The sequence below is a fragment of the Methanothermobacter defluvii genome, assembly GCF_003385755.1.
GTDB classification, from domain to species: domain Archaea; phylum Methanobacteriota; class Methanobacteria; order Methanobacteriales; family Methanothermobacteraceae; genus Methanothermobacter; species Methanothermobacter thermautotrophicus.
The window spans coordinates 209,177-227,846 of record NZ_QREL01000001.1; the positions used below are offsets into that span (position 1 = coordinate 209,177).

The window sequence follows — 18,670 nt, forward strand, 5'->3', positions numbered from 1 at the left end:
TTTTGAAAACATTTATATTATCCTTTTTTCTTATTCAATAGAGTCATAGATGTCAAAAAACTGAAGCATAAGCGGTTATATCCAGATTAATACTGGGTAATAACGACATGTGCAGTATGGCTTGTTCTATAATGAGCTGTGCTCTGGAGGTTGGAGGATGAACTTCGGTATAACCTGAAGGTCCATTTCGAGACATTGGTGATGGATAGCTCCTGAATGAGGTGACCATTCCCATGGATTATCCCTGAAAATCCCATAACCCCACCAGTTTTATTAATAAAATAATAAATTTTATTAATAAATAAATAAAACAAGAGGTGTGAATACCATGCCAATGTATGAAGACAGAGTAGATCTCTACGGGGCAGATGGTAAGCTCCTCGAGGAAGATGTTCCTCTTGAAGCAGTAAGCCCCCTTAAAAACCCGACAATAGCAAACCTGGTAAGCGACGTGAAAAGGTCAGTTGCAGTGAACCTGGCCGGGATAGAGGGAAGCCTCAAGAAGGCAGCCCTCGGCGGAAAGTCCAACTTCATCCCTGGAAGGGAAGTTGAACTGCCAATAGTTGAAAACGCAGAGGCAATAGCTGAAAAGGTTAAAAAACTTGTTCAGACCTCTGAAGACGACGACACAAACATCCGCCTCATAAACAACGGCCAGCAGATCCTTGTACAGGTCCCAACAACAAGGATGGGTGTGGCTGCAGACTACACGGTCTCAGCCCTGGTCACAGGAGCTGCAGTTGTACAGGCAATAATAGACGAATTCGACGTGGACATGTTCGATGCGAACGCAGTCAAAACCGCTGTCATGGGAAGATACCCACAGACAGTTGACTTCACAGGAGCCAACCTCTCAACACTCCTGGGACCACCAGTACTCCTGGAGGGTCTCGGATACGGTCTAAGGAACATAATGGCAAACCACGTCGTGGCCATCACAAGGAAGAACACACTCAACGCATCAGCACTATCATCCATACTCGAACAGACAGCAATGTTCGAAACAGGTGACGCAGTCGGAGCATTCGAAAGGATGCACCTCCTTGGACTTGCATACCAGGGACTCAACGCCAACAACCTCCTCTTTGACCTTGTTAAGGAGAACAGCAAGGGAACAGTGGGTACAGTCATAGCATCCCTCGTTGAAAGGGCCATAGAGGATAAGGTCATCAAGGTGGCCAGTGAAATGAAATCAGGCTACAAGATGTACGAACCAGCCGACTGGGCTCTATGGAACGCATACGCAGCAACAGGTCTCCTTGCAGCAACAATAGTCAACGTTGGAGCAGCAAGGGCAGCCCAGGGTGTCGCATCAACAGTACTCTACTACAACGACATACTCGAATACGAGACAGGACTTCCAGGTGTGGACTTCGGAAGGGCAATGGGTACCGCAGTAGGGTTCTCATTCTTCAGCCACTCCATCTATGGTGGAGGTGGACCAGGTATATTCCACGGAAACCACGTCGTTACAAGGCACAGTAAAGGATTTGCTCTACCATGTGTGGCCGCAGCAATGTGCCTTGACGCAGGGACACAGATGTTCTCAGTGGAGAAGACATCAGGACTCATAGGATCTGTTTACAGCGAAATAGACTACTTCAGAGAACCAATAGTTAACGTTGCAAAAGGTGCTGCAGAGATAAAGGACCAGTTATAGGTTAAAATGGGGAGTCATGATGCCAGAAACAGGATTCATCGATGTTAAGATCTTCCCCCAGCGGCTGCTGAAACCAGAGACCGTTGAGACTCTTCTTAACAGAATCTATGAACTTGAGGGCATAGTAAGGGTGCTGGTCCATGGACCATCCATACCTGACAGGGTATACTATGGCCCCGCAAGGGGAACAGAGGTTAACCACAGCGACCGGCGGAAGATAAAAGTCCGCGGAGAGGAGGTTGAACTCCGGGTGAAGGTCGGAGAGATCATTGTGGGCATACTCCCGGAGGCCCTGGAGGAGAAGATGGAAACAATCGAGGAAATCCTGGATGAAGTGCTCCCCTGCTCCTATAAGGTATTCATAGGTGCCTTCACAAAGAAGGACATAACCATCTCCGATTACCTTAAATACGGACTTAAATTTGAGGAAAAGATCGATCCAAGGGTAATCGGCATGGTGGATCCCAGTTCAAGGATGAAGGACACCGTTATTAACATAAAATGATTGTGAGGTTATGAAATGTCTTACAAAGCCCAGTACACTCCTGGAGAAACCCAGATAGCTGAAAACAGAAGAAAACACATGGACCCTGATTACGAATTCCGTAAATTAAGGGAAGTATCAGATGAGGACCTGGTCAAGGTCCTGGGGCACAGGAACCCTGGTGAGAGCTACAAATCCGTGCACCCACCACTCGATGAGATGGACTTCGAAGAGGATATAGTAAGGGACATGGTTGAACCCATACAGGGTGCAAAGGAAGGTGTCAGGGTAAGGTACATCCAGTTCGCAGACTCCATGTACAACGCCCCGGCCCAGCCCTACGACAGGGCAAGGACCTACATGTGGAGATACCGTGGTGTCGACACAGGTACACTATCAGGAAGACAGGTCATCGAGATGAGGGAACTCGACCTTGAGGGTGTATCCAAGGAACTCGTGGAAACAGAACTCTTCGACCCTGCAACAACAGGTATAAGGGGTGCAACAGTCCACGGACACTCCCTCCGACTCGATGAAAATGGTCTCATGTTCGACGCCCTCCAGAGGTACGTCTTCGATGAAGAGAAGGGGCACGTGGTATACGTTAAGGACCAGGTCGGAAGGCCCCTCGATGAACCTGTGGACATGGGTCAGCCCCTCGGCGAAGATGAACTCAAGAAGATCACCACAATCTACAGGAAGGACAACATCGCCATGAGGGATGATAAAGAGGCAATTGAAGTTGTTGAAAACATACACACCGGCCGTACCATGGGCGGTTTCGGTATGGACGTATTCAAGGATGACCTAAGAAAAAGGCTAGGTGATGATTAATGGATGAAAAGAAACTATTCCTTACAGCTTTAAAGAAGAAGTTTGAGGGGGAAGACCCCGACGAAAAATACACAAACTTCTACTGCTTCGGCGGATGGGAACAGTCCGCACGTAAAAAGGAATTCACAGAGTACGCCAAGAAGGCAGCTGAGAAGAGGGGAGGAATACCATTCTACAACCCTGACATCGGTGTGCCCCTGGGTCAGAGGAAACTCATGGCCTACCGCGTATCAGGCACAGACGCCTACGTTGAGGGTGACGACCTCCACTTCGTCAACAACGCAGCCATCCAGCAGATGGTGGACGACATAAAGAGGACAGTCATCGTGGGTATGGACACAGCACACGCTGTCCTTGAGAAGAGGCTCGGTGTTGAGGTGACCCCTGAGACAATAAACGAGTACATGGAGGCAATCAACCACGCCCTCCCCGGCGGTGCCGTCGTACAGGAGCACATGGTTGAGGTACACCCTGGACTCGTTGAGGACTGTTACGCCAAGATCTTCACAGGTGACGACAACCTGGCAGATGAACTGGACAAGAGGATACTCATAGACATAAACAAGGAGTTCCCTGAGGAACAGGCCGAACAGCTCAAGAGCTACATCGGCAACAGGACATACCAGGTCAACAGGGTTCCAACAATAGTCGTGAGGACCTGTGACGGTGGTACAGTATCACGATGGTCTGCAATGCAGATCGGTATGAGCTTCATATCAGCATACAAGCTCTGTGCAGGTGAAGCAGCAATCGCTGACTTCTCATACGCTGCAAAACACGCCGACGTTATAGAGATGGGTACAATAATGCCTGCAAGGAGGGCAAGGGGACCAAACGAGCCCGGTGGAGTTGCCTTCGGAACATTCGCAGACATAGTCCAGGCTTCAAGGGTTTCAGATGACCCTGCGAAGATATCACTTGAGGTCATCGCAGGTGCAGCAGCACTCTACGACCAGGTCTGGCTCGGCTCATACATGTCAGGTGGTGTGGGTTTCACCCAGTACGCAACAGCATCCTACACCGACGACATCCTCGACGACTTCGTATACTATGGTATGGAGTACGTTGATGACAAGTACGGAATCTGCGGAACAAAACCTACAATGGATGTTGTGCGCGACATATCCACAGAGGTCACACTGTACTCACTTGAACAGTATGAGGAATACCCCACCCTCCTGGAGGACCACTTCGGAGGATCACAGAGGGCAGCTGTTGCAGCTGCAGCAGCAGGATGTTCCACAGCCTTCGCAACAGGAAACTCAAATGCAGGTATCAACGGATGGTACCTCAGCCAGATACTCCACAAGGAGGCCCACAGCAGGCTCGGATTCTACGGATACGACCTGCAGGACCAGTGCGGTGCATCCAACTCCCTCTCAATCAGGAGCGACGAGGGTCTCATACACGAACTCCGTGGACCTAACTATCCAAACTATGCCATGAACGTGGGTCACCAGCCAGAGTACGCCGGTATAGCCCAGGCACCACACGCTGCAAGGGGAGACGCCTTCTGTACAAACCCACTCATAAAGGTTGCATTTGCAGATAAGGACCTCTCCTTTGACTTCACATCACCAAGGAAGTCAATTGCAGCAGGTGCACTCAGGGAGTTCATGCCAGAGGGAGAAAGGGACCTCATCATACCAGCTGGAAAATAATTCCAGCAGATTTTTTTCTTTTTTATGGCTTCAAAAAGGATTTATAGAGTCAGTTTCTCATTTTAAGGTTTCAATTCAAAAAAGGGAATGGTAGAGTCAGTTCATCATTCCATTTCAATGAATTCAGTCTTCTGTTTCAATGTAGATCCTGTGTTTATCAAGGTCTATCCTTGTTATTTTTCCATGGAATTCCTTCCGGGAGTCAAGTATGTCTGTTGCCCGGATCCCATCTTCAAGGACCTCAATGAATATAACGTCCTCCATGAGGAGGTCTCCACCTTCTGAGTAAAGGTTTGATTCACACATATGCTTTCACCACACATTTGCATTGAGTTCAAGAATATGTTCTTATTCAATATAAATTTTTTCATTATTAATCATGTTCTTTTTTGCGGTTAGAATCCATCGTCGGCTCTCCTGATAGATGGTATTGAGGCAAAGCAGGTGCTTTGAACACAGAGTTAAAAGGTAATCCTAGAAGAGGTCTTAAGTCCATTCAAACACAGAATTAAAGGAGGAAGCCATGGAAATGAAAGAAAGATGAATAAATGCGTGTTTCTACCATTAAGATAGGTCAACCTCACTTCCTGAAGTCTCAGGTTTACTATCATGCTCTGCAGGGATGTACCTGCCATTCCCCTCAAGCACTTCCCCATCTCTCATGACAACCCTGCCCCTGACCATGGTCATGACCGGTGTGCCTGTGTAACTGAAACCCTCAAAGGGGGTGTAGTGGGCCTTACTATAGAAGTCATCTGAACTTATACTGCCAGTTTCTTTAAGATCAACGACGGTAAAATCGGCATCCATACCCTCACTTATCCTCCCCTTGGACCTTAAACCAAATATCCTTGCAGGCTCCTCTGCAAGCATCCTCCGTATTGTGTAAAGGGACATCCTCCCCTTTGAGACCAGTGTAAGCAACAGTTTAAGTACAACCTCCAGGTTGGGGATCCCTGGTGGAGCGTCCCAGACACCCTTCCTCTTTTCCTCGATACCGTGTGGGGCATGATCGGTTCCAATGACATTGATCCTATCAAGAAATTCCGGATAAATCCGGCTCTCAGGGGGCCTCAGGGGAGGATTTGTTTTCACCACTGTCCCGAATCTTCTAAAGGCCCCTGAATCAAGCATAAGGTGGTGTGGTGTGACCTCACAGGTCACGTAATCCCTGAAGGGTTCAACAAGCTGAAGGGACTTCACTGTGCTCAGATGACAGATGTGCACGGGGTGTTCATGGTGCAGGGATAGTGCCAGGACCTCGGCCACAGAGACCTCCTCTGCGAGGGGCGGCCTTGCAAGGGCATAGACGGAGGGATCACTCATATCCTTTAACTCCTTCATGGATTCCATGACCACATCCCTGTTCTCGCAGTGCACGGTGACCGGCACCGGAGCCGATAGAGCCTTAAGCTCTCTGAAGAGCCCATCAACTGCACTGATCCCTGTGAGGTCCATGAACACCTTGAAGGAGGCTGGCATGAACCTGAGAATACCTTTAACGTCTGAAACACTCCTGAAACCAGCGTGGAGCCCAAAATCAACAACACTCTTTCTTTCACCGATCCTTATCTTCCTCTGGAATTCAGCAGCATTATCTGTCGGGGGAACCGTATTTGGCATGTCAAGGACTGTGGCAAAGCCTCCGTGGGCAGCCGCCATTGAACCGGTCCTGAAGTCCTCCTTGTACTCCAGCCCGGGGTCCCTGAAATGCACGTGGGAGTCTATGAGTCCAGGGAGCACGAAGTAGCCCTTCAGGTCAATCCTCTCTGAAGCATCAATCCTTCCACGGGATATCTGCACTATCTTACCATCATCCACCCCTATATTCACTGTGAGGTCCCTGTCAACCCTGCAGTTTTCAAGTGAAAGATCAAACATTCTGACACCATCCACTCATGTGGTATCCTTATTTATCTCCCGTACAGATTAATATTATGCCATCGGAATCCTTTCTGAAGAAGATCATGGGAAGGGACATTCAGATAATGGAGAATGATGCGGAGGCACTGCCTGAGTATGGTGACCATGCTGCTGAACCTGAAATCATTGCAGACTTCACCGAGTACTCCCCCTTCCACATCGGACACAGGCACTGCATGATGGAGGCAAAGAGGAGGGTGCCCTGTGGAATCTTCGTTGCAGTGATACCCGGCCCCCTCGAGCGTAACGGGAGGGGTTTGCCCTACATAATGACCCGGGAGGCGAGGGCAGCAATAGCCATACGTGCAGGGGCAGACATAGCCGTTGAGGGCCCACCCATGGGTGTTATGGGTTCAGGTCAGTACTCACTGTGCCTTGCAGGGATGTTCAGGGCCCTGGACGCCGACTGGATACCCAGAGGCTACCGGCCTATCCCTGGCTTTGATGAGGTCCTGAGGAGGATAAACATGGGCCACAGAGTTGTGCCGAGGCCCCACAGGATCGTGGACCTTGAAACAGGAGAAACACTCCTGGAGGGCCCACTGGAGGAGGACAACTATGTCATCACCTCACTCGCAAGGGCCCTGGGTAAGCTTGGCTTTGACTTCAGGGGGAAGTTCATCTTCGTGGAGAGGATCGGTGGTGTGAGCGGCACCGAGATAAGGAGAGCTGTCTCTGATGGGGACCTTCACAGGGTAGCCGGCATGCTACCCCCGGAGACCCTGGATGTCCTGAGGGAGGAGATTGACGCTGGAAGGGCACCCCTCCATGAAATGCGCCTTGAGGATGAGATAATCAGAAACGCCAGTGAACCCGGAATGGACGAGCTCATGGACCTTAACCTCTTTGATGAGGTCACAGCCGCTGCCCTTATCAGGGGAAGACCCTACACGACCATCAGGGAGGTTGAGGAGGCCATACCCCCATCATTCAGCAGACACCACAGGCAGCGCATACTCTCGGTCCTTGAGGCAAAGGTTCATAAGGGACTGGTCCATAAATATATAGAAAATTATCCATCAGTAATTCGAATTCTTGGATTTAAGGATAAACAGATCCTGAGAGAATTTAAAGATAGAATACCACACAGGAGGCTAGAGATATGGCAGTGAATAAAGGAGACTTTATAAAAATAGAATTCACAGGTAAGGTCAAGGAGACCGGCGAGGTCTTTGACACAACATACGAGGAGGTTGCCAGGGAAGCAGGGCTGGCCATAAAGAAGATGTTCGGCCCCATACCAGTTGTTGTCGGAGGCGGACACCTCATAAAGGGCCTCGATGAGGCTGTCATCGGAATGGAGGAAGGCGAGGAGAAACACGTTGAGATTGAACCAGAGGATGCCTTCGGTAACAGGGACCCCAAACTTGTCCAGCTCATACCCATGGGTGAGTTCAAAAGGCAGGGCATAAAACCATACCCTGGAATGACACTCACAGTTGAGGGACACGAGGGCAGGGTCCTAAATGTCTCAGGCGGCCGTGTGAGGGTCGACTTCAACCATGAACTGGCAGGGAAAACCCTTGAATATGATTTAAAGGTTAAGGAGATAATCACCGATGACGCTGAAAAGGTGAAGAGCATGATCCAGCTCCACTACCCCTCCCAGAACATGGACATCGACAAGACAGAGGTTAAAATAGAGGACGGGAAGGTCACAATACATATGGATGAGATGACCCGCTTCGATAACAGGTCCTACATGGATGTGACCCTTGCAAGGTTCAGAATAGCCCGTGACATCTGGGAGAACATCGAGGGTGTTGAGAAGGTCGAATTCGCCGATGTCTTCGAAAAGAGGGACGTGGAGCCTGAAGAAAAGGAGGAAGAGGTTGAGGATGCAGGGGAGGAGTAATTCCCTCATATCCTCTAAAAATCTATTTTGGACCTCTCAGATTCACTAAATTTATTATACTTCCACAGCCATAACTCAATACATGGATCCAGAAAGAGATGCACTCAGGATAGCACTCTACTATGCCCTCTTCAGCATAATCTGGATTCTATCCTCTGATTACCTGATTTTTCAACCATCATTTGTTGCGGGTATCTCAATTATCAAGGGTTCACTCTTCATAATCTTAACTTCTCTGCTTCTATACTCCATCCTCAGATTATACCTCAAATCCCTAAGTGAGAAGGAGAGGTCACTGAGGATCAGCGAATATAAGTTCCGCTCACTCTTCATGGAACTCCCTGTGGGCGTGGTCCTCATGGACACCTCCGGGAGGATACTTGAATCCAACCCTGCCATGGGGCGGCTACATGGTGATTCCCTGGATGGCATGCTGATTGGTGATATCCACCCGGACCTCGAAGCCGGTCCTGATAGGGAGTTCATGGTAAGGGTGGGGGGAAGGTGGCTCCGTGTGGTCATCATCAGAATCGAGGGCGGATTCCTTGGAATCTTCGAGGACCTCACAGATATAAAGAATTCAGAGGAGGCTGCAAGGAGGGCCCTTGAGGCCAACAGAACGCTCCTCGCAGAACTCCATCACCGTGTCAAGAATAACCTCCAGGTAATATCCAGTCTGATAAACATCCAGTCCTCCAAAATGAGCCGGGAGCAAGCTGAGATCATGAGGAGTCTTCAGCTGAGGATAAAGTCCATGGCAGTGATCCATGAGATACTTCTATCCAGGCCCGAGTCCAGCAGCATCAACTTCGCATCCTATGTAGGGGGCCTCACAGGCTACCTCCGTGACATGTATCAATCAGCCGCTGAATTCGAGGTGGATGTACCTGATGTTGAGTTCAATATTGAGACAGCCGCCCCCCTCGGCCTCATAGTGGGCGAACTTGTATCCAACAGCATCAGGCATGCATTTACTGATGGTGGAATCATCAGAATATCCCTTGAGGCCCTGGATGATGGATTCATCCTGGAGGTGGCTGATAATGGCCGTGGCCTTCCTGATAATTTCAGTATTGAAGAGTCAGGGGGTATCGGGCTTGAACTTGTTAAGAATCTGGTGGGACAGCTTGAGGGGAGTATTGAGTGCCATTCAAATGACTGGACAACCTTCAGGGTTGAGTTCAGGGAACTGGGGTACCCTGATAGGATTGGAGGGAATGGTTTGAGATGACCCTCTGGATGTTCCCTGAGCCCTGTTCTGATTTATATGTTACCTGAGAGGAATCTTATTATCCTTTCAGGGTCATTCATGAGTATCCTTATGACGTTCTCAGCGCTGCCATAGTATGGTGCAAGGTATACCGTGTAGATCATGTAGGATACCAGTGCAAGGACAGCGAGGATTACGAGGAGGGCCATGAGGATTTTAACCCCCAATCCCATTCCATTACTCTCAGTCTCCACGGTTTCTCCATATCTTTCCTGGAACAGTTTATCTGCGCAGCTCTGGCAGTAGTTCCTGCCGGCGAGTTTGAGCCGGCACTCCTCGCAGAGTATCCTACCGCAGATTATGCATGAGGCCACACCCTCACGTTCAGGGTGCTTGTCGCAGTTCAAGGCATCACCCTCCTTCACTCCTGGCGCGGCCAGGTTATGATTCTCGGGTTCTCAACTCCTTCAACACGTTCCCCTATGAAGTCTGGCCAGTTTCCGGTCTCGAAGCCCTTCTGGGCCAGGAAACCATAGATCCACCTTGAAAGTCCTATCCCTGTGCATCCGGTCCAGATGTTCTGGTTACGGGTCTCCCTTATTGAGAAGCCCTCGATGAAGTGGGTACCATGGACATTGGCTGATACAACTGCAACCCCCTTCTCCCGGCCAGGGAGTGAGAGCCTCATCTCGTACTTTGGAACATCAGGGAACTCTATCCCCCTCTCCTCAACCTTCCGGCCCTCCAGGTAGAAGGGGTCATCACCAACCTCTGTGTACCATTCAAGTTCCAGTTCATCGGCGGCATCATGTGATAGTTCAACTGTCCGGTCACGTATATCCTCTGTCTCTCCGGGTTCAGCCAGCCATACAAGTTCTATCCTCTGGAATTCATGGACCCTGTCAAGGCCCTTGGCCCCCCCGGCCTCCCACCTGTAGGTCCAGCCGCTCCTGTCAAAGAACTTTATTGGGAGGTCCTCAGCACTCACAACCTCGTGTGAGAGGAACTGGTAGAAGGGTTCGCACTGGGCCGGGGCTATAACATAACCGGGATCCTTTATTCCCCTCTTAAGCAGATCCATGGGCACTTCCCTGTTTATGATGAGCTCATTTTTGAACTCCTCAAAGGTCTCAGGGTCCCTGCTCGGCGCGCTGCAGTAGTACATACCCTCAGGGAGGCCCTCAAGGTATCTCATCTTATTCATGATGTCAAGGGGTATGAGTTTGGGGAAGAGGCACTCAACAAATCCCAGGGGCTTCACAATCCTTTCAATGAGGAAATCCTCCAGGGCCCGGTGGAGGGCGGTTATCTTTGGACCGTAGAACCACTGCCCCCTTCCAGGGAACTTCTTGACCCATCCAAGGCGCATGGCCTCCTCTGTGGGGTCACCATCAAATAAAAACTCCCTCTTTTTGCTTCTGGCAATTATCTCACCGGGTGTTGCCCTTGTAACCTGGACCGTCAGGTCCTCTGAGGATTCAACAAGGTTCCTGGCGTGCTTCACCACACGGTCAACCACGTGTTTCCTCAGGTCGGATTCCTCGAGAGGTTTGAATCTGACAAGTATGGTGCCATCTTTGATGGTTGCTTCCTCCACGAAGGGCAGTTCAGCCAGTCCTGGGATCCCTGAGACCCCGGGGGCCTCCATTTCCATGGTGTAATCGGTTACTGATATCCCCCTCACACCTACCCTGTACTTCGGCCCGAGTAACTGTCCCAGGGGTTTCTTGAGCCTGAGGAGACCATCATGGGCCCTCACCCGTCTCCCTGACTCCATCTCAATGTGCAGGGTGTCGCCTTCAAGTCTCCAGGATTTTATATGGGCTGCTTCATGTTCCTGCCCCTCCGGAACTCCCCTGCGCAGGATGTCTGATTCGGCTTCAGTGAAGAATTTTTCCAGGTCATCCCCTATCCCGGGAACCTCTTTGCTGAGTTTCATTATTCCCTTGAGTTTGAATTTCATCTGATCACCGTTTATCCTTTGAATCTGATTCATTCAGTATCATCATCTTCTCAGCCATCATCTCAGAGAATATAAGGTCATCTGCAGTGTTTAGGGCGGTGCCAATGGAGTCCGCCTCTGTTGTGAACCTGACCTCGGAGCCCTGAATTTCGGATTCAACAAATGATGTGTTATCCGGTTCAAGGACTCTTTTCATGATCTCGGCTTCCTCCCTGGATTCATATTCTGCTTTTATGGTTATGGATATCTTCATTTCATTCTTCTCTCTGCTTCGGGACTTTGTTTCAGATTTCATCTCATTCCACCTTTGCCTGGAGTGATATTATCCTCTCTGCGATGTCCCTTATGGACCTCAGTGCCTCTGAATCAGGGTACATCATGAGGGGTTCCCCCCTCATATCCGCGGCTATAACCTTTTCATCCCTTGGCACCGATCCAAGGACCTCCAGGTTAAGGGATGCGAGTCGCTCCCTCATGAATTCCTCCTCATGGATATCTGAGACCTTGTTTATCACTGCCATTATCCTCTTCACTCCAATGTCACCTGCGAGCTTCTTTATCCTTTCAGCGGTTTCAAGTGATTTGAGGCCGGGTTCAACCACCACCACCATGAGGTCCACGGATTCAGCGGTTCTCCTTCCAAGGTGCTCTATCCCCGCCTCCATGTCCAGTATAACCATCTCATCCTTCCTGAGTATCAGGTGCCTCAGAAGGGCCTTGAGGAGCACCGAGGCCGGGCATACGCATCCCTCACCTCCATGTTCAACGGTACCCATCACCATGACCCTGAGGCCGGGGCGGAGGGGATGTTCAATTGAGAGGGAATCCGGGAGGTCACCTATCCTGGGGTTTAGCTTGAAGACCTCACCGAAGGAGGAACCCGGCTCAGCACCGGTCCGCTCCCTTATAACATCCTTCATCCTTGATATCGGCTCCACATCCCCCTTTATCCCTATGCTGGATGCCAGGTTCATATCAGGGTCAGCGTCTATGGCAAAGACCTGGAAGTTCTCTGAGAATATGCAGGCCAGGGTCCCGGCTATGGTTGTCTTGCCGACCCCACCCTTACCTGTTATGGCTATCTTCATGATGACACCATGGAAACTTTTAAAAACCATCCCTGCTAATTATATGTATCCTTATATTTTCAGGTTATCTATTAACTCTTTGCTGTCCAAGACAATATTTATTAATGGTTACCGAGATACTCATTTCATAGTTATTCTCACAGGATCACAGGAGGATTATTTATGGTTCGTGCATACACAAGAAGAGAATATATCAAGAAGATTCCAGGTTCAAAGATCGTTCAATATGATATGGGTAACCTCTCAGCTGAATTCCCTATTTCACTGAGTGTGGCCGTCAAGGCACCCACCCAGATAACCCACAACGCCCTTGAGGCTGCCAGGATAGCCTCAAACCGTTACATGCAGAGGAGGGCCGGTAGGATGGGTTACCACCTCAAGATAAGGGTTTACCCCCACCACATTGTACGTGAAAACCCCATGGCGACCGGTGCCGGGGCTGACCGTGTACAGGACGGTATGAGGAAGGCCTTCGGTAAACCTGTAAGTACTGTGGCACTCGTTAAGAAGAACCAGAAGATAATTACAATCGAAACGAACAAGAAGAACTTCAAGGATGCCAAGGAGGCCCTCAGAAGGGCTGCAATGAAGTTCCCGGTGCCATGCAGGATCGTCATTGACAGGGGCGAGGAACTGGTTAAATAAACCTCTAATTTTTTTCAAATTCAATAATCATCACACAGCTAGTCCAGGGGATAAAATGGTTAAGTATGTGGCGTTTTTTGAGGAACTCGGTAAGGATGATGTGGGAATAGCCGGTGGAAAGGGGGCCAACCTGGGTGAACTGACACAGGCAGGCATACCCGTCCCCCCGGGTTTTGTTGTAACAGCGGCGACCTATGACAAGTTCATGACAGACACCGGACTGCAGCCGGTGGTCATGGAGATGCTTGAAAACCTTGACGTCAACGATACAAAGGAACTCCAGAGGGTTTCAGCCGAGATAAAGGACATAATAACATCAACTGAGGTACCGGAGGACATACAGACCCTCATAATAGAGTCCTACAATGCACTATGCCAGAGGATAGGAAAGGATGATGTGTACGTAGCCATACGTTCCTCAGCCACGGCAGAGGACCTCCCCGAAGCATCCTTTGCGGGTCAGCAGGACACCTTCCTGAACATCAGGGGCGCCGAAGATGTCCTGGATTATGTAAGAAGGTGCTGGGCATCCCTCTTTGAGGCCAGGGCCATATTCTACAGGGAGGAGAACAACTTCGACCACTCAAAGGTTTACATAGCAGTCGTTGTCCAGGAGATGGTGGACGCCGAGAAGGCAGGGGTCATGTTCACGGTCCACCCATCAACAGGTGAGGACAGGATACTAATAGAGGGGTCATGGGGCCTTGGTGAGGCCGTTGTATCAGGCTCAGTCACCCCTGACACCTACTGGGTTGATAAGGGAACAGGGAAGCTCCTTGAATTTAGTGTTGGTGAGAAGAACATAATGTTCACCCGGGAGGATGGCAGAACCGTGAAGAAGGAGGTCCCCCCTGAACTCCGGAACAAACGTGTTCTCTCCGACGGGGAGATCGCAGCCCTTGCAGAGATGGGCAGGAGGATACAGGACCACTACGGTTCACCACAGGACACAGAATGGGCCATAATGGATGGTGACGTTTACATGCTCCAGTCAAGACCCATAACAACCCTGGGAGAGGCAACCGAGGAGACAGAGGTCAAATCCAGGGAGATACTGGTTAAGGGCCTCGGTGCAAGCCCGGGCCTTGCCTCAGGTAAGGTCAAGATAATCAGGGAGATCCATGAACTGGACAAGATACAGATTGGAGATATTCTCGTCACGGTCATGACAACCCCCGACATGGTGCCAGCCATGAAGAGGGCCAGCGGCATAATAACCGATGAGGGTGGAGTCACATGCCATGCCGCCATAGTGTCCCGTGAACTTGGAATACCCTGTGTTGTTGGTACCGGGAACGCAACTGAGGTCCTCAAGGAGAACCAGGTCGTCAGCATAGACGGTAACAGGGGACTTGTCTATGAGGGCAGTGTAATTGAGGGGGAGAAGAAGGAGGCTGAGGCCGAGACCGTCACCGTGGAGTCACCCCTTCTGACCGTCACAGAGGTCAAGGTCAACGTCAGCATGCCAGAGGCTGCAAGGAAGGCCGCCGCCACAGGGGCCGACGGGGTTGGACTTTTAAGGACAGAGCACATGATGTTAACCACGGGGGTGCACCCCAGGAAGTTCATTGAGGAGGGCAGGGAGGACGAACTCGTCAATACCCTTGCAGAGAACATCCTGAAGGTTGCAGATGAGTTCTACCCACGCCCCGTATGGTACAGGACCCTGGATGCGCCCACAGACGAATTCAAAACCCTTGAGGGCGGTGAAAATGAGCCCTACGAGCACAACCCGATGCTTGGATGGAGGGGTATACGCAGGGAACTCGATGAACCCGAGATCCTGAGGGCGGAGTTCCGGGCGATAAAGAAACTCCATGAGCAGGGTTACACTAACATCGGCATAATGATACCACTGGTCCAGCACCCTGATGAACTCAGAAAGGCCAAGATGATCGCTGAGGAGGCTGGCCTTAAACCCCACAGGGACGTTGAATTCGGTATAATGGTCGAAACACCTGCAGCGGCCCTGATAATCGAGGACTTCATAGAGGAGGGAATTGACTTCGTGAGCTTCGGAACCAATGACCTCACCCAGTACACCCTCGCCATAGACAGGAACAATGAACACGTGGCAGACCTCTACACCGAGGGCCACCCTGCCGTCCTCAAACTCATCGAGAGAGTTATAAGGAAATGCAACGAGGCAGGTGTCAGGACAAGTATCTGTGGCCAGGCAGGCAGCATCCCAAGGATAGTTGAGAAACTGGTGGAGCTTGGGATAAGCAGTGTATCCGCAAACACCGACGCGGTTGCAGAGGTGAGGAAGACCGTTGCAAGGGCCGAGCAGAGACTCCTCCTCAAGGCCGCACGGAAACTCCTCTAAAACTATTTTTTGGGCGTAAAAATGGATGAAAAGGGTCTACCCGAGGAAAAAGTACTTGAACTTCTCGCCGAATTTCAGAGGAGGGATATGACCTACACCTCAGGCAGAATCCTCGGATCCATGTGCACATCATCCCACCCCCTCGCAAGGAGGGTTTACTGTGACTTCCTGGAGTCCAACCTGGGGGACCCCGGGCTCTTCAGGGGCACCCGGGAACTGGAATCCGGGGTGATAGGCATGCTCGGGGAGCTCCTCTCAGAACCCGATGCAGCAGGTCACATAATAACAGGGGGCACCGAGGCAAACCTCATGGCCATGAGGGCGGCCAGAAACATGGCCGGAGCTGAAAAACCTGAGATAATAGTCCCGAAGTCAGCCCACTTCTCCTTCAGAAAGGCCGCAGATATACTGGGACTCAGACTCAGGGAGGCTGAACTGGACCGGGACTACAGGGTGGACGTTGAATCGGTGAGGAAACTCATATCAGGAAACACCGTGGCCGTTGTTGGAGTCGCAGGGACCACAGAACTCGGGAGGATAGACCCTGTGGAGGAACTCTCAGAGATCTGTCTTGATGAGGACATACACCTGCATATAGACGCCGCCTTCGGGGGCTTCATAATACCCTTCCTCAGGGAAACCGGCGCTGAACTACCTGAATTTGATTTCAAACTTCAGGGGGTCTCATCCATAACCGTGGATCCCCACAAGATGGGACTGGCCCCCATCCCCAGCGGCTGCATACTCTTCAGGGACGCCTCCTACCTGGATGCCATGAGCATAGAGACACCCTACCTCACAGAGAAGCAGCAGTCAACCATAGTGGGCACCAGGACCGGGGCATCAGCCGCAGCAACCTGGGCAATCATGAAACACATGGGCCGTGAGGGCTACCGCAAACTCGCCCTGAGGGTCATGGGTGTAACACGCAGACTCAGGGACGGACTGGTGGAACTGGACTACCAGCTCGTGGTAGAACCCGAACTCAACATAGTGGCCTTCAACCACCCCACCATGGGGCCACATGAACTTGCAGACAGACTCGAGGAGCTTGGATGGGCGGTATCGGTCTCATCCTGCCCGCCAGCCATAAGGGTGGTTCTCATGCCCCATATAATGGAGGAGCACATCGAATTACTGCTGAGGGACCTTGAGGGTATCAGGTTGAGGGAGGAGTAACCCGGGTCAGAGGTTGATACCATGATAAGGATAGAACTACCAGCCACCGGAGAGGAGATAGCAAAACTCAGTGTCGGTGACAGGGTGCTCATGGATGGCACCATCTACACGGGAAGGGATGCAGCCCTCCCAAAACTGGTTAAGGCCCTGAAAGCTGGAGAGGAGCCCATCAACGTCATGGGCGCTGCCATAATGCACACAGCTGTAAGTCCAGCAGGCATAGCCCCTACAAGCAGCAACAAGGAGGACATAGAGGAAAGCATACCCTACCTCGCATCAAGGGGCGTACTTGTCCACATAGGCAAAGGAAAACTTGGAGATGAGACTGTCAGGGCCCTCAAGGAGGCCGGCGCAGTCTTCATAGTAACACCACCCACAGCGGCCCTGCTGACAAGCAGGGTTAAATCGAGCAGGGTGGCCGCCTTTGAGGAGGAGGGCATGGAGGCCATCTTTGAACTCAGGGTTGAGGGCATACCCGGCATCGTCGCAGCTGCCAGGGGAACATCCATCTATGATTGACCTGATCCCCGCCTTCACCTACCCAGAACACAAATACAGTTTTTCTCTCGTTTTACAGGGTATGGCTCAAACAGCAACCGGATCGGACCTAATCTGATGGCCTCCCGAAGGCCAGATCCCCTGCGTCCCCGAGTCCAGGGACTATGTAGCCCATATCGTTAACCTCCTCCTCAACACCGCATGTGTAGACATCTATACCCCTCTGAAGGACCCTTTCAAGGCCCATCCTGGAGGATATGATATTGAAGACCACCGTCCTTGCAGGGGAGCCATGGGCCTCAAGAGCCTCCAGGATACCTATCATGGTGTTCCCTGTTGCGAGCATGGGGTCCGCTATCACCAGTATCTTATCATCAAGATCAGGGACCCTGATGTAGTCGATTGAGACCCTGAATGGGGGGTCATCTGACCTCCTCGCACCGATAATACCGTGTTCTGCCTCAGGGAAGACCTTCATCACGCCCTCTGTGAAGGGCAGTGAAGCCCTGAGGATGCTCAGAAGAACTATCCTGTCCCTGTCGGTTATCTCAACACCACTGGCCGTACCCAGGGGAGTTTCAACCTCAACCTCACGCCATTTAAGGGTGTCTGCAAATTCGTAGGCCATGTAGCGACCTATATCAGTCACTCCCCGTCTGAAGCTGGCCGGGTCTATCCCCCTGCACCTTATGGTGGTGAGCTTCTCCCTGACTATCAGGTTATCAATCACCCTCAGCATCATCCTCCCTCCATCCACAGCTTATCATGTTAATCGCCATCATCATCGATCTCCCTGAGCATTTTACCCCTGGCCTGGGGGATGACCTCTATCCGGGCATCCTCAAATTTAAGGTCGAATTCAGCCCCATCAAGGAGCATGTGCATGAACACCGCCAGGGAGGAGACCTCAGAGTGGGGCTGATTGGTCACCCCCACGTTGTAGTCTGCAAGGCTGTAGACCTTCCCGGGGACCCTTGCACCCCCCACCACAATGAGCTTGTCCTTCCCGTTATCCTTTATCCCGGGCACAACGTCCCTGGCAGGTAAACCGTACATTGTGAGGTGTATGACCTCCCCACCATCCTTCTTCCAGGAGTCTATGACACCCTGCCAGTTCCTCCGGTAGACCACACTGAAGGGACCACCCCATCTCCTGACAACATCCTCAACACCCTCCATGAGTTTAGGGTCCTCCTCACCACTCAGTATAACCTCCGAGGCACCGAAGGCCCTTGCAGTGAGGCATACGTGTGTCGTGATCCTCGCATCCCTTGACGGTCTGTGACCAAGCCTCAAAACCTTCACATCCATTATACTGACCTCCAATGAATCATTAAATACCAT

The 18,670-nt window shown here is 51.1% G+C and carries 19 protein-coding genes; 11 read left to right on the top strand and 8 right to left on the bottom strand.

Features of this window, described 5'->3' with window-relative positions:
* The first annotated feature begins 328 nt into the window (after window positions 1-328).
* The 4 genes from mcrB to mcrA are packed head-to-tail and all read left to right on the top strand — an operon-like array spanning window position 329 to window position 4,639.
* The gene (gene mcrB / locus C7452_RS01230) at window positions 329-1,660 is read left to right on the top strand and encodes a coenzyme-B sulfoethylthiotransferase subunit beta (RefSeq protein ID WP_115891966.1); all 1,332 of its coding nucleotides are present in this window, start codon (window positions 329-331) and stop codon (window positions 1,658-1,660) included.
* 19 nt (window positions 1,661-1,679) lie between these two features.
* Complete coding sequence (gene mcrD, locus C7452_RS01235) at window positions 1,680-2,165, top strand: methyl-coenzyme M reductase operon protein D (protein ID WP_369798257.1); 486 nt, start codon at window positions 1,680-1,682, stop codon at window positions 2,163-2,165.
* 15 nt (window positions 2,166-2,180) lie between these two features.
* Window positions 2,181-2,978 (top strand): coenzyme-B sulfoethylthiotransferase subunit gamma, encoded by a 798-nt coding sequence (gene mcrG, locus C7452_RS01240; protein ID WP_010876754.1) that lies wholly within the window; start codon window positions 2,181-2,183, stop codon window positions 2,976-2,978.
* Entirely contained in the window at window positions 2,978-4,639 is a 1,662-nt protein-coding gene (gene mcrA / locus C7452_RS01245; RefSeq protein WP_048175703.1) for a coenzyme-B sulfoethylthiotransferase subunit alpha, read from the top strand. The genes mcrG and mcrA overlap by 1 nt, the downstream gene beginning before the upstream one ends.
* 123 nt (window positions 4,640-4,762) lie before the next feature.
* On the opposite strand, the gene C7452_RS01250 is transcribed toward mcrA, so the two are convergent.
* Window positions 4,763-4,945: a CooT family nickel-binding protein gene (locus C7452_RS01250; RefSeq protein ID WP_115891967.1), complete on the bottom strand. Its 183-nt coding sequence runs from the start codon at window positions 4,943-4,945 to the stop codon at window positions 4,763-4,765.
* A 258-nt stretch (window positions 4,946-5,203) separates the two neighbouring features.
* A complete protein-coding gene (gene pyrC, locus C7452_RS01255; RefSeq protein ID WP_115891968.1) occupies window positions 5,204-6,520 on the bottom strand; it encodes a dihydroorotase in 1,317 nt (438 codons plus the stop codon).
* Window positions 6,521-6,576: 56 nt separating this feature from the next.
* On the opposite strand from pyrC, the gene C7452_RS01260 reads away from it, so the two are divergent.
* From C7452_RS01260 to C7452_RS01270, 3 genes are all read left to right on the top strand, one after another.
* A complete protein-coding gene (locus tag C7452_RS01260) occupies window positions 6,577-7,674 on the top strand; it encodes a nucleotidyltransferase family protein (RefSeq protein WP_115891969.1) in 1,098 nt (365 codons plus the stop codon).
* Window positions 7,665-8,417, top strand: coding sequence for a peptidylprolyl isomerase (locus C7452_RS01265; RefSeq protein WP_115891970.1), 753 nt, complete (start codon window positions 7,665-7,667; stop codon window positions 8,415-8,417). Before C7452_RS01260 ends, C7452_RS01265 begins: the two co-directional genes overlap by 10 nt.
* 82 nt (window positions 8,418-8,499) lie before the next feature.
* A complete protein-coding gene (locus C7452_RS01270; protein ID WP_115891971.1) occupies window positions 8,500-9,648 on the top strand; it encodes a histidine kinase dimerization/phosphoacceptor domain -containing protein in 1,149 nt (382 codons plus the stop codon).
* 32 nt (window positions 9,649-9,680) lie between these two features.
* On the opposite strand, the gene C7452_RS01275 is transcribed toward C7452_RS01270, so the two are convergent.
* Genes C7452_RS01275 through C7452_RS01290 form a run of 4 tightly spaced genes read right to left on the bottom strand, consistent with a single transcriptional unit; the run spans window position 9,681 to window position 12,678 of the window.
* On the bottom strand, window positions 9,681-10,034 hold the full coding sequence (locus C7452_RS01275) for a B-box zinc finger protein (RefSeq protein ID WP_115891972.1): 354 nt from the start codon (window positions 10,032-10,034) through the stop codon (window positions 9,681-9,683).
* A 14-nt stretch (window positions 10,035-10,048) separates the two neighbouring features.
* Window positions 10,049-11,590, bottom strand: coding sequence for a serine--tRNA ligase (gene serS / locus C7452_RS01280; RefSeq protein ID WP_115891973.1), 1,542 nt, complete (start codon window positions 11,588-11,590; stop codon window positions 10,049-10,051).
* A gap of 4 nt (window positions 11,591-11,594) precedes the next feature.
* Window positions 11,595-11,885, bottom strand: coding sequence for a KEOPS complex subunit Pcc1 (locus C7452_RS01285; protein WP_115891974.1), 291 nt, complete (start codon window positions 11,883-11,885; stop codon window positions 11,595-11,597).
* Window position 11,886: 1 nt separating this feature from the next.
* Complete coding sequence (locus tag C7452_RS01290; RefSeq protein ID WP_115891975.1) at window positions 11,887-12,678, bottom strand: ATP-binding protein; 792 nt, start codon at window positions 12,676-12,678, stop codon at window positions 11,887-11,889.
* A gap of 162 nt (window positions 12,679-12,840) precedes the next feature.
* On the opposite strand from C7452_RS01290, the gene rplJ reads away from it, so the two are divergent.
* The 4 genes from rplJ to C7452_RS01310 are packed head-to-tail and all read left to right on the top strand — an operon-like array spanning window position 12,841 to window position 17,347.
* Window positions 12,841-13,323: a 50S ribosomal protein L16 gene (gene rplJ, locus C7452_RS01295; RefSeq protein WP_010876743.1), complete on the top strand. Its 483-nt coding sequence runs from the start codon at window positions 12,841-12,843 to the stop codon at window positions 13,321-13,323.
* 55 nt (window positions 13,324-13,378) lie between these two features.
* Window positions 13,379-15,649: a phosphoenolpyruvate synthase gene (gene ppsA / locus C7452_RS01300; RefSeq protein ID WP_048175696.1), complete on the top strand. Its 2,271-nt coding sequence runs from the start codon at window positions 13,379-13,381 to the stop codon at window positions 15,647-15,649.
* Window positions 15,650-15,670: 21 nt separating this feature from the next.
* A complete protein-coding gene (gene mfnA, locus C7452_RS01305) occupies window positions 15,671-16,828 on the top strand; it encodes a tyrosine decarboxylase MfnA (RefSeq protein ID WP_048175695.1) in 1,158 nt (385 codons plus the stop codon).
* 21 nt (window positions 16,829-16,849) lie between these two features.
* Entirely contained in the window at window positions 16,850-17,347 is a 498-nt protein-coding gene (locus tag C7452_RS01310; RefSeq protein WP_048175694.1) for a fumarate hydratase C-terminal domain-containing protein, read from the top strand.
* 88 nt (window positions 17,348-17,435) lie between these two features.
* On the opposite strand, the gene upp is transcribed toward C7452_RS01310, so the two are convergent.
* Window positions 17,436-18,068: a uracil phosphoribosyltransferase gene (gene upp / locus C7452_RS01315; protein WP_245942742.1), complete on the bottom strand. Its 633-nt coding sequence runs from the start codon at window positions 18,066-18,068 to the stop codon at window positions 17,436-17,438.
* Window positions 18,069-18,094: 26 nt separating this feature from the next.
* Window positions 18,095-18,640, bottom strand: a complete 546-nt coding sequence (locus C7452_RS01320; RefSeq protein ID WP_048176634.1) for a tRNA (cytidine(56)-2'-O)-methyltransferase — start codon at window positions 18,638-18,640, stop codon at window positions 18,095-18,097.
* Window positions 18,641-18,670 lie beyond the last annotated feature (30 nt).

Bases quoted from the DNA above. Each gene is read 5' to 3' on its own strand.
- mcrB (WP_115891966.1), top strand. From the start codon at position 329: ATGCCAATGTATGAAGACAGAGTAGATCTCTACGGGGCAGATGGTAAG.
- mcrD (WP_369798257.1), top strand. From the start codon at position 1,680: ATGCCAGAAACAGGATTCATCGATGTTAAGATCTTCCCCCAGCGGCTG.
- mcrG (WP_010876754.1), top strand. From the start codon at position 2,181: ATGTCTTACAAAGCCCAGTACACTCCTGGAGAAACCCAGATAGCTGAA.
- mcrA (WP_048175703.1), top strand. From the start codon at position 2,978: ATGGATGAAAAGAAACTATTCCTTACAGCTTTAAAGAAGAAGTTTGAG.
- C7452_RS01250 (WP_115891967.1), bottom strand. From the start codon at position 4,945: ATGTGTGAATCAAACCTTTACTCAGAAGGTGGAGACCTCCTCATGGAG.
- pyrC (WP_115891968.1), bottom strand. From the start codon at position 6,520: ATGTTTGATCTTTCACTTGAAAACTGCAGGGTTGACAGGGACCTCACA.
- C7452_RS01260 (WP_115891969.1), top strand. From the start codon at position 6,577: ATGCCATCGGAATCCTTTCTGAAGAAGATCATGGGAAGGGACATTCAG.
- C7452_RS01265 (WP_115891970.1), top strand. From the start codon at position 7,665: ATGGCAGTGAATAAAGGAGACTTTATAAAAATAGAATTCACAGGTAAG.
- C7452_RS01270 (WP_115891971.1), top strand. From the start codon at position 8,500: ATGGATCCAGAAAGAGATGCACTCAGGATAGCACTCTACTATGCCCTC.
- serS (WP_115891973.1), bottom strand. From the start codon at position 11,590: ATGAAATTCAAACTCAAGGGAATAATGAAACTCAGCAAAGAGGTTCCC.
- C7452_RS01285 (WP_115891974.1), bottom strand. From the start codon at position 11,885: ATGAAATCTGAAACAAAGTCCCGAAGCAGAGAGAAGAATGAAATGAAG.
- C7452_RS01290 (WP_115891975.1), bottom strand. From the start codon at position 12,678: ATGAAGATAGCCATAACAGGTAAGGGTGGGGTCGGCAAGACAACCATA.
- rplJ (WP_010876743.1), top strand. From the start codon at position 12,841: ATGGTTCGTGCATACACAAGAAGAGAATATATCAAGAAGATTCCAGGT.
- ppsA (WP_048175696.1), top strand. From the start codon at position 13,379: ATGGTTAAGTATGTGGCGTTTTTTGAGGAACTCGGTAAGGATGATGTG.
- mfnA (WP_048175695.1), top strand. From the start codon at position 15,671: ATGGATGAAAAGGGTCTACCCGAGGAAAAAGTACTTGAACTTCTCGCC.
- C7452_RS01310 (WP_048175694.1), top strand. From the start codon at position 16,850: ATGATAAGGATAGAACTACCAGCCACCGGAGAGGAGATAGCAAAACTC.
- upp (WP_245942742.1), bottom strand. From the start codon at position 18,068: ATGATGCTGAGGGTGATTGATAACCTGATAGTCAGGGAGAAGCTCACC.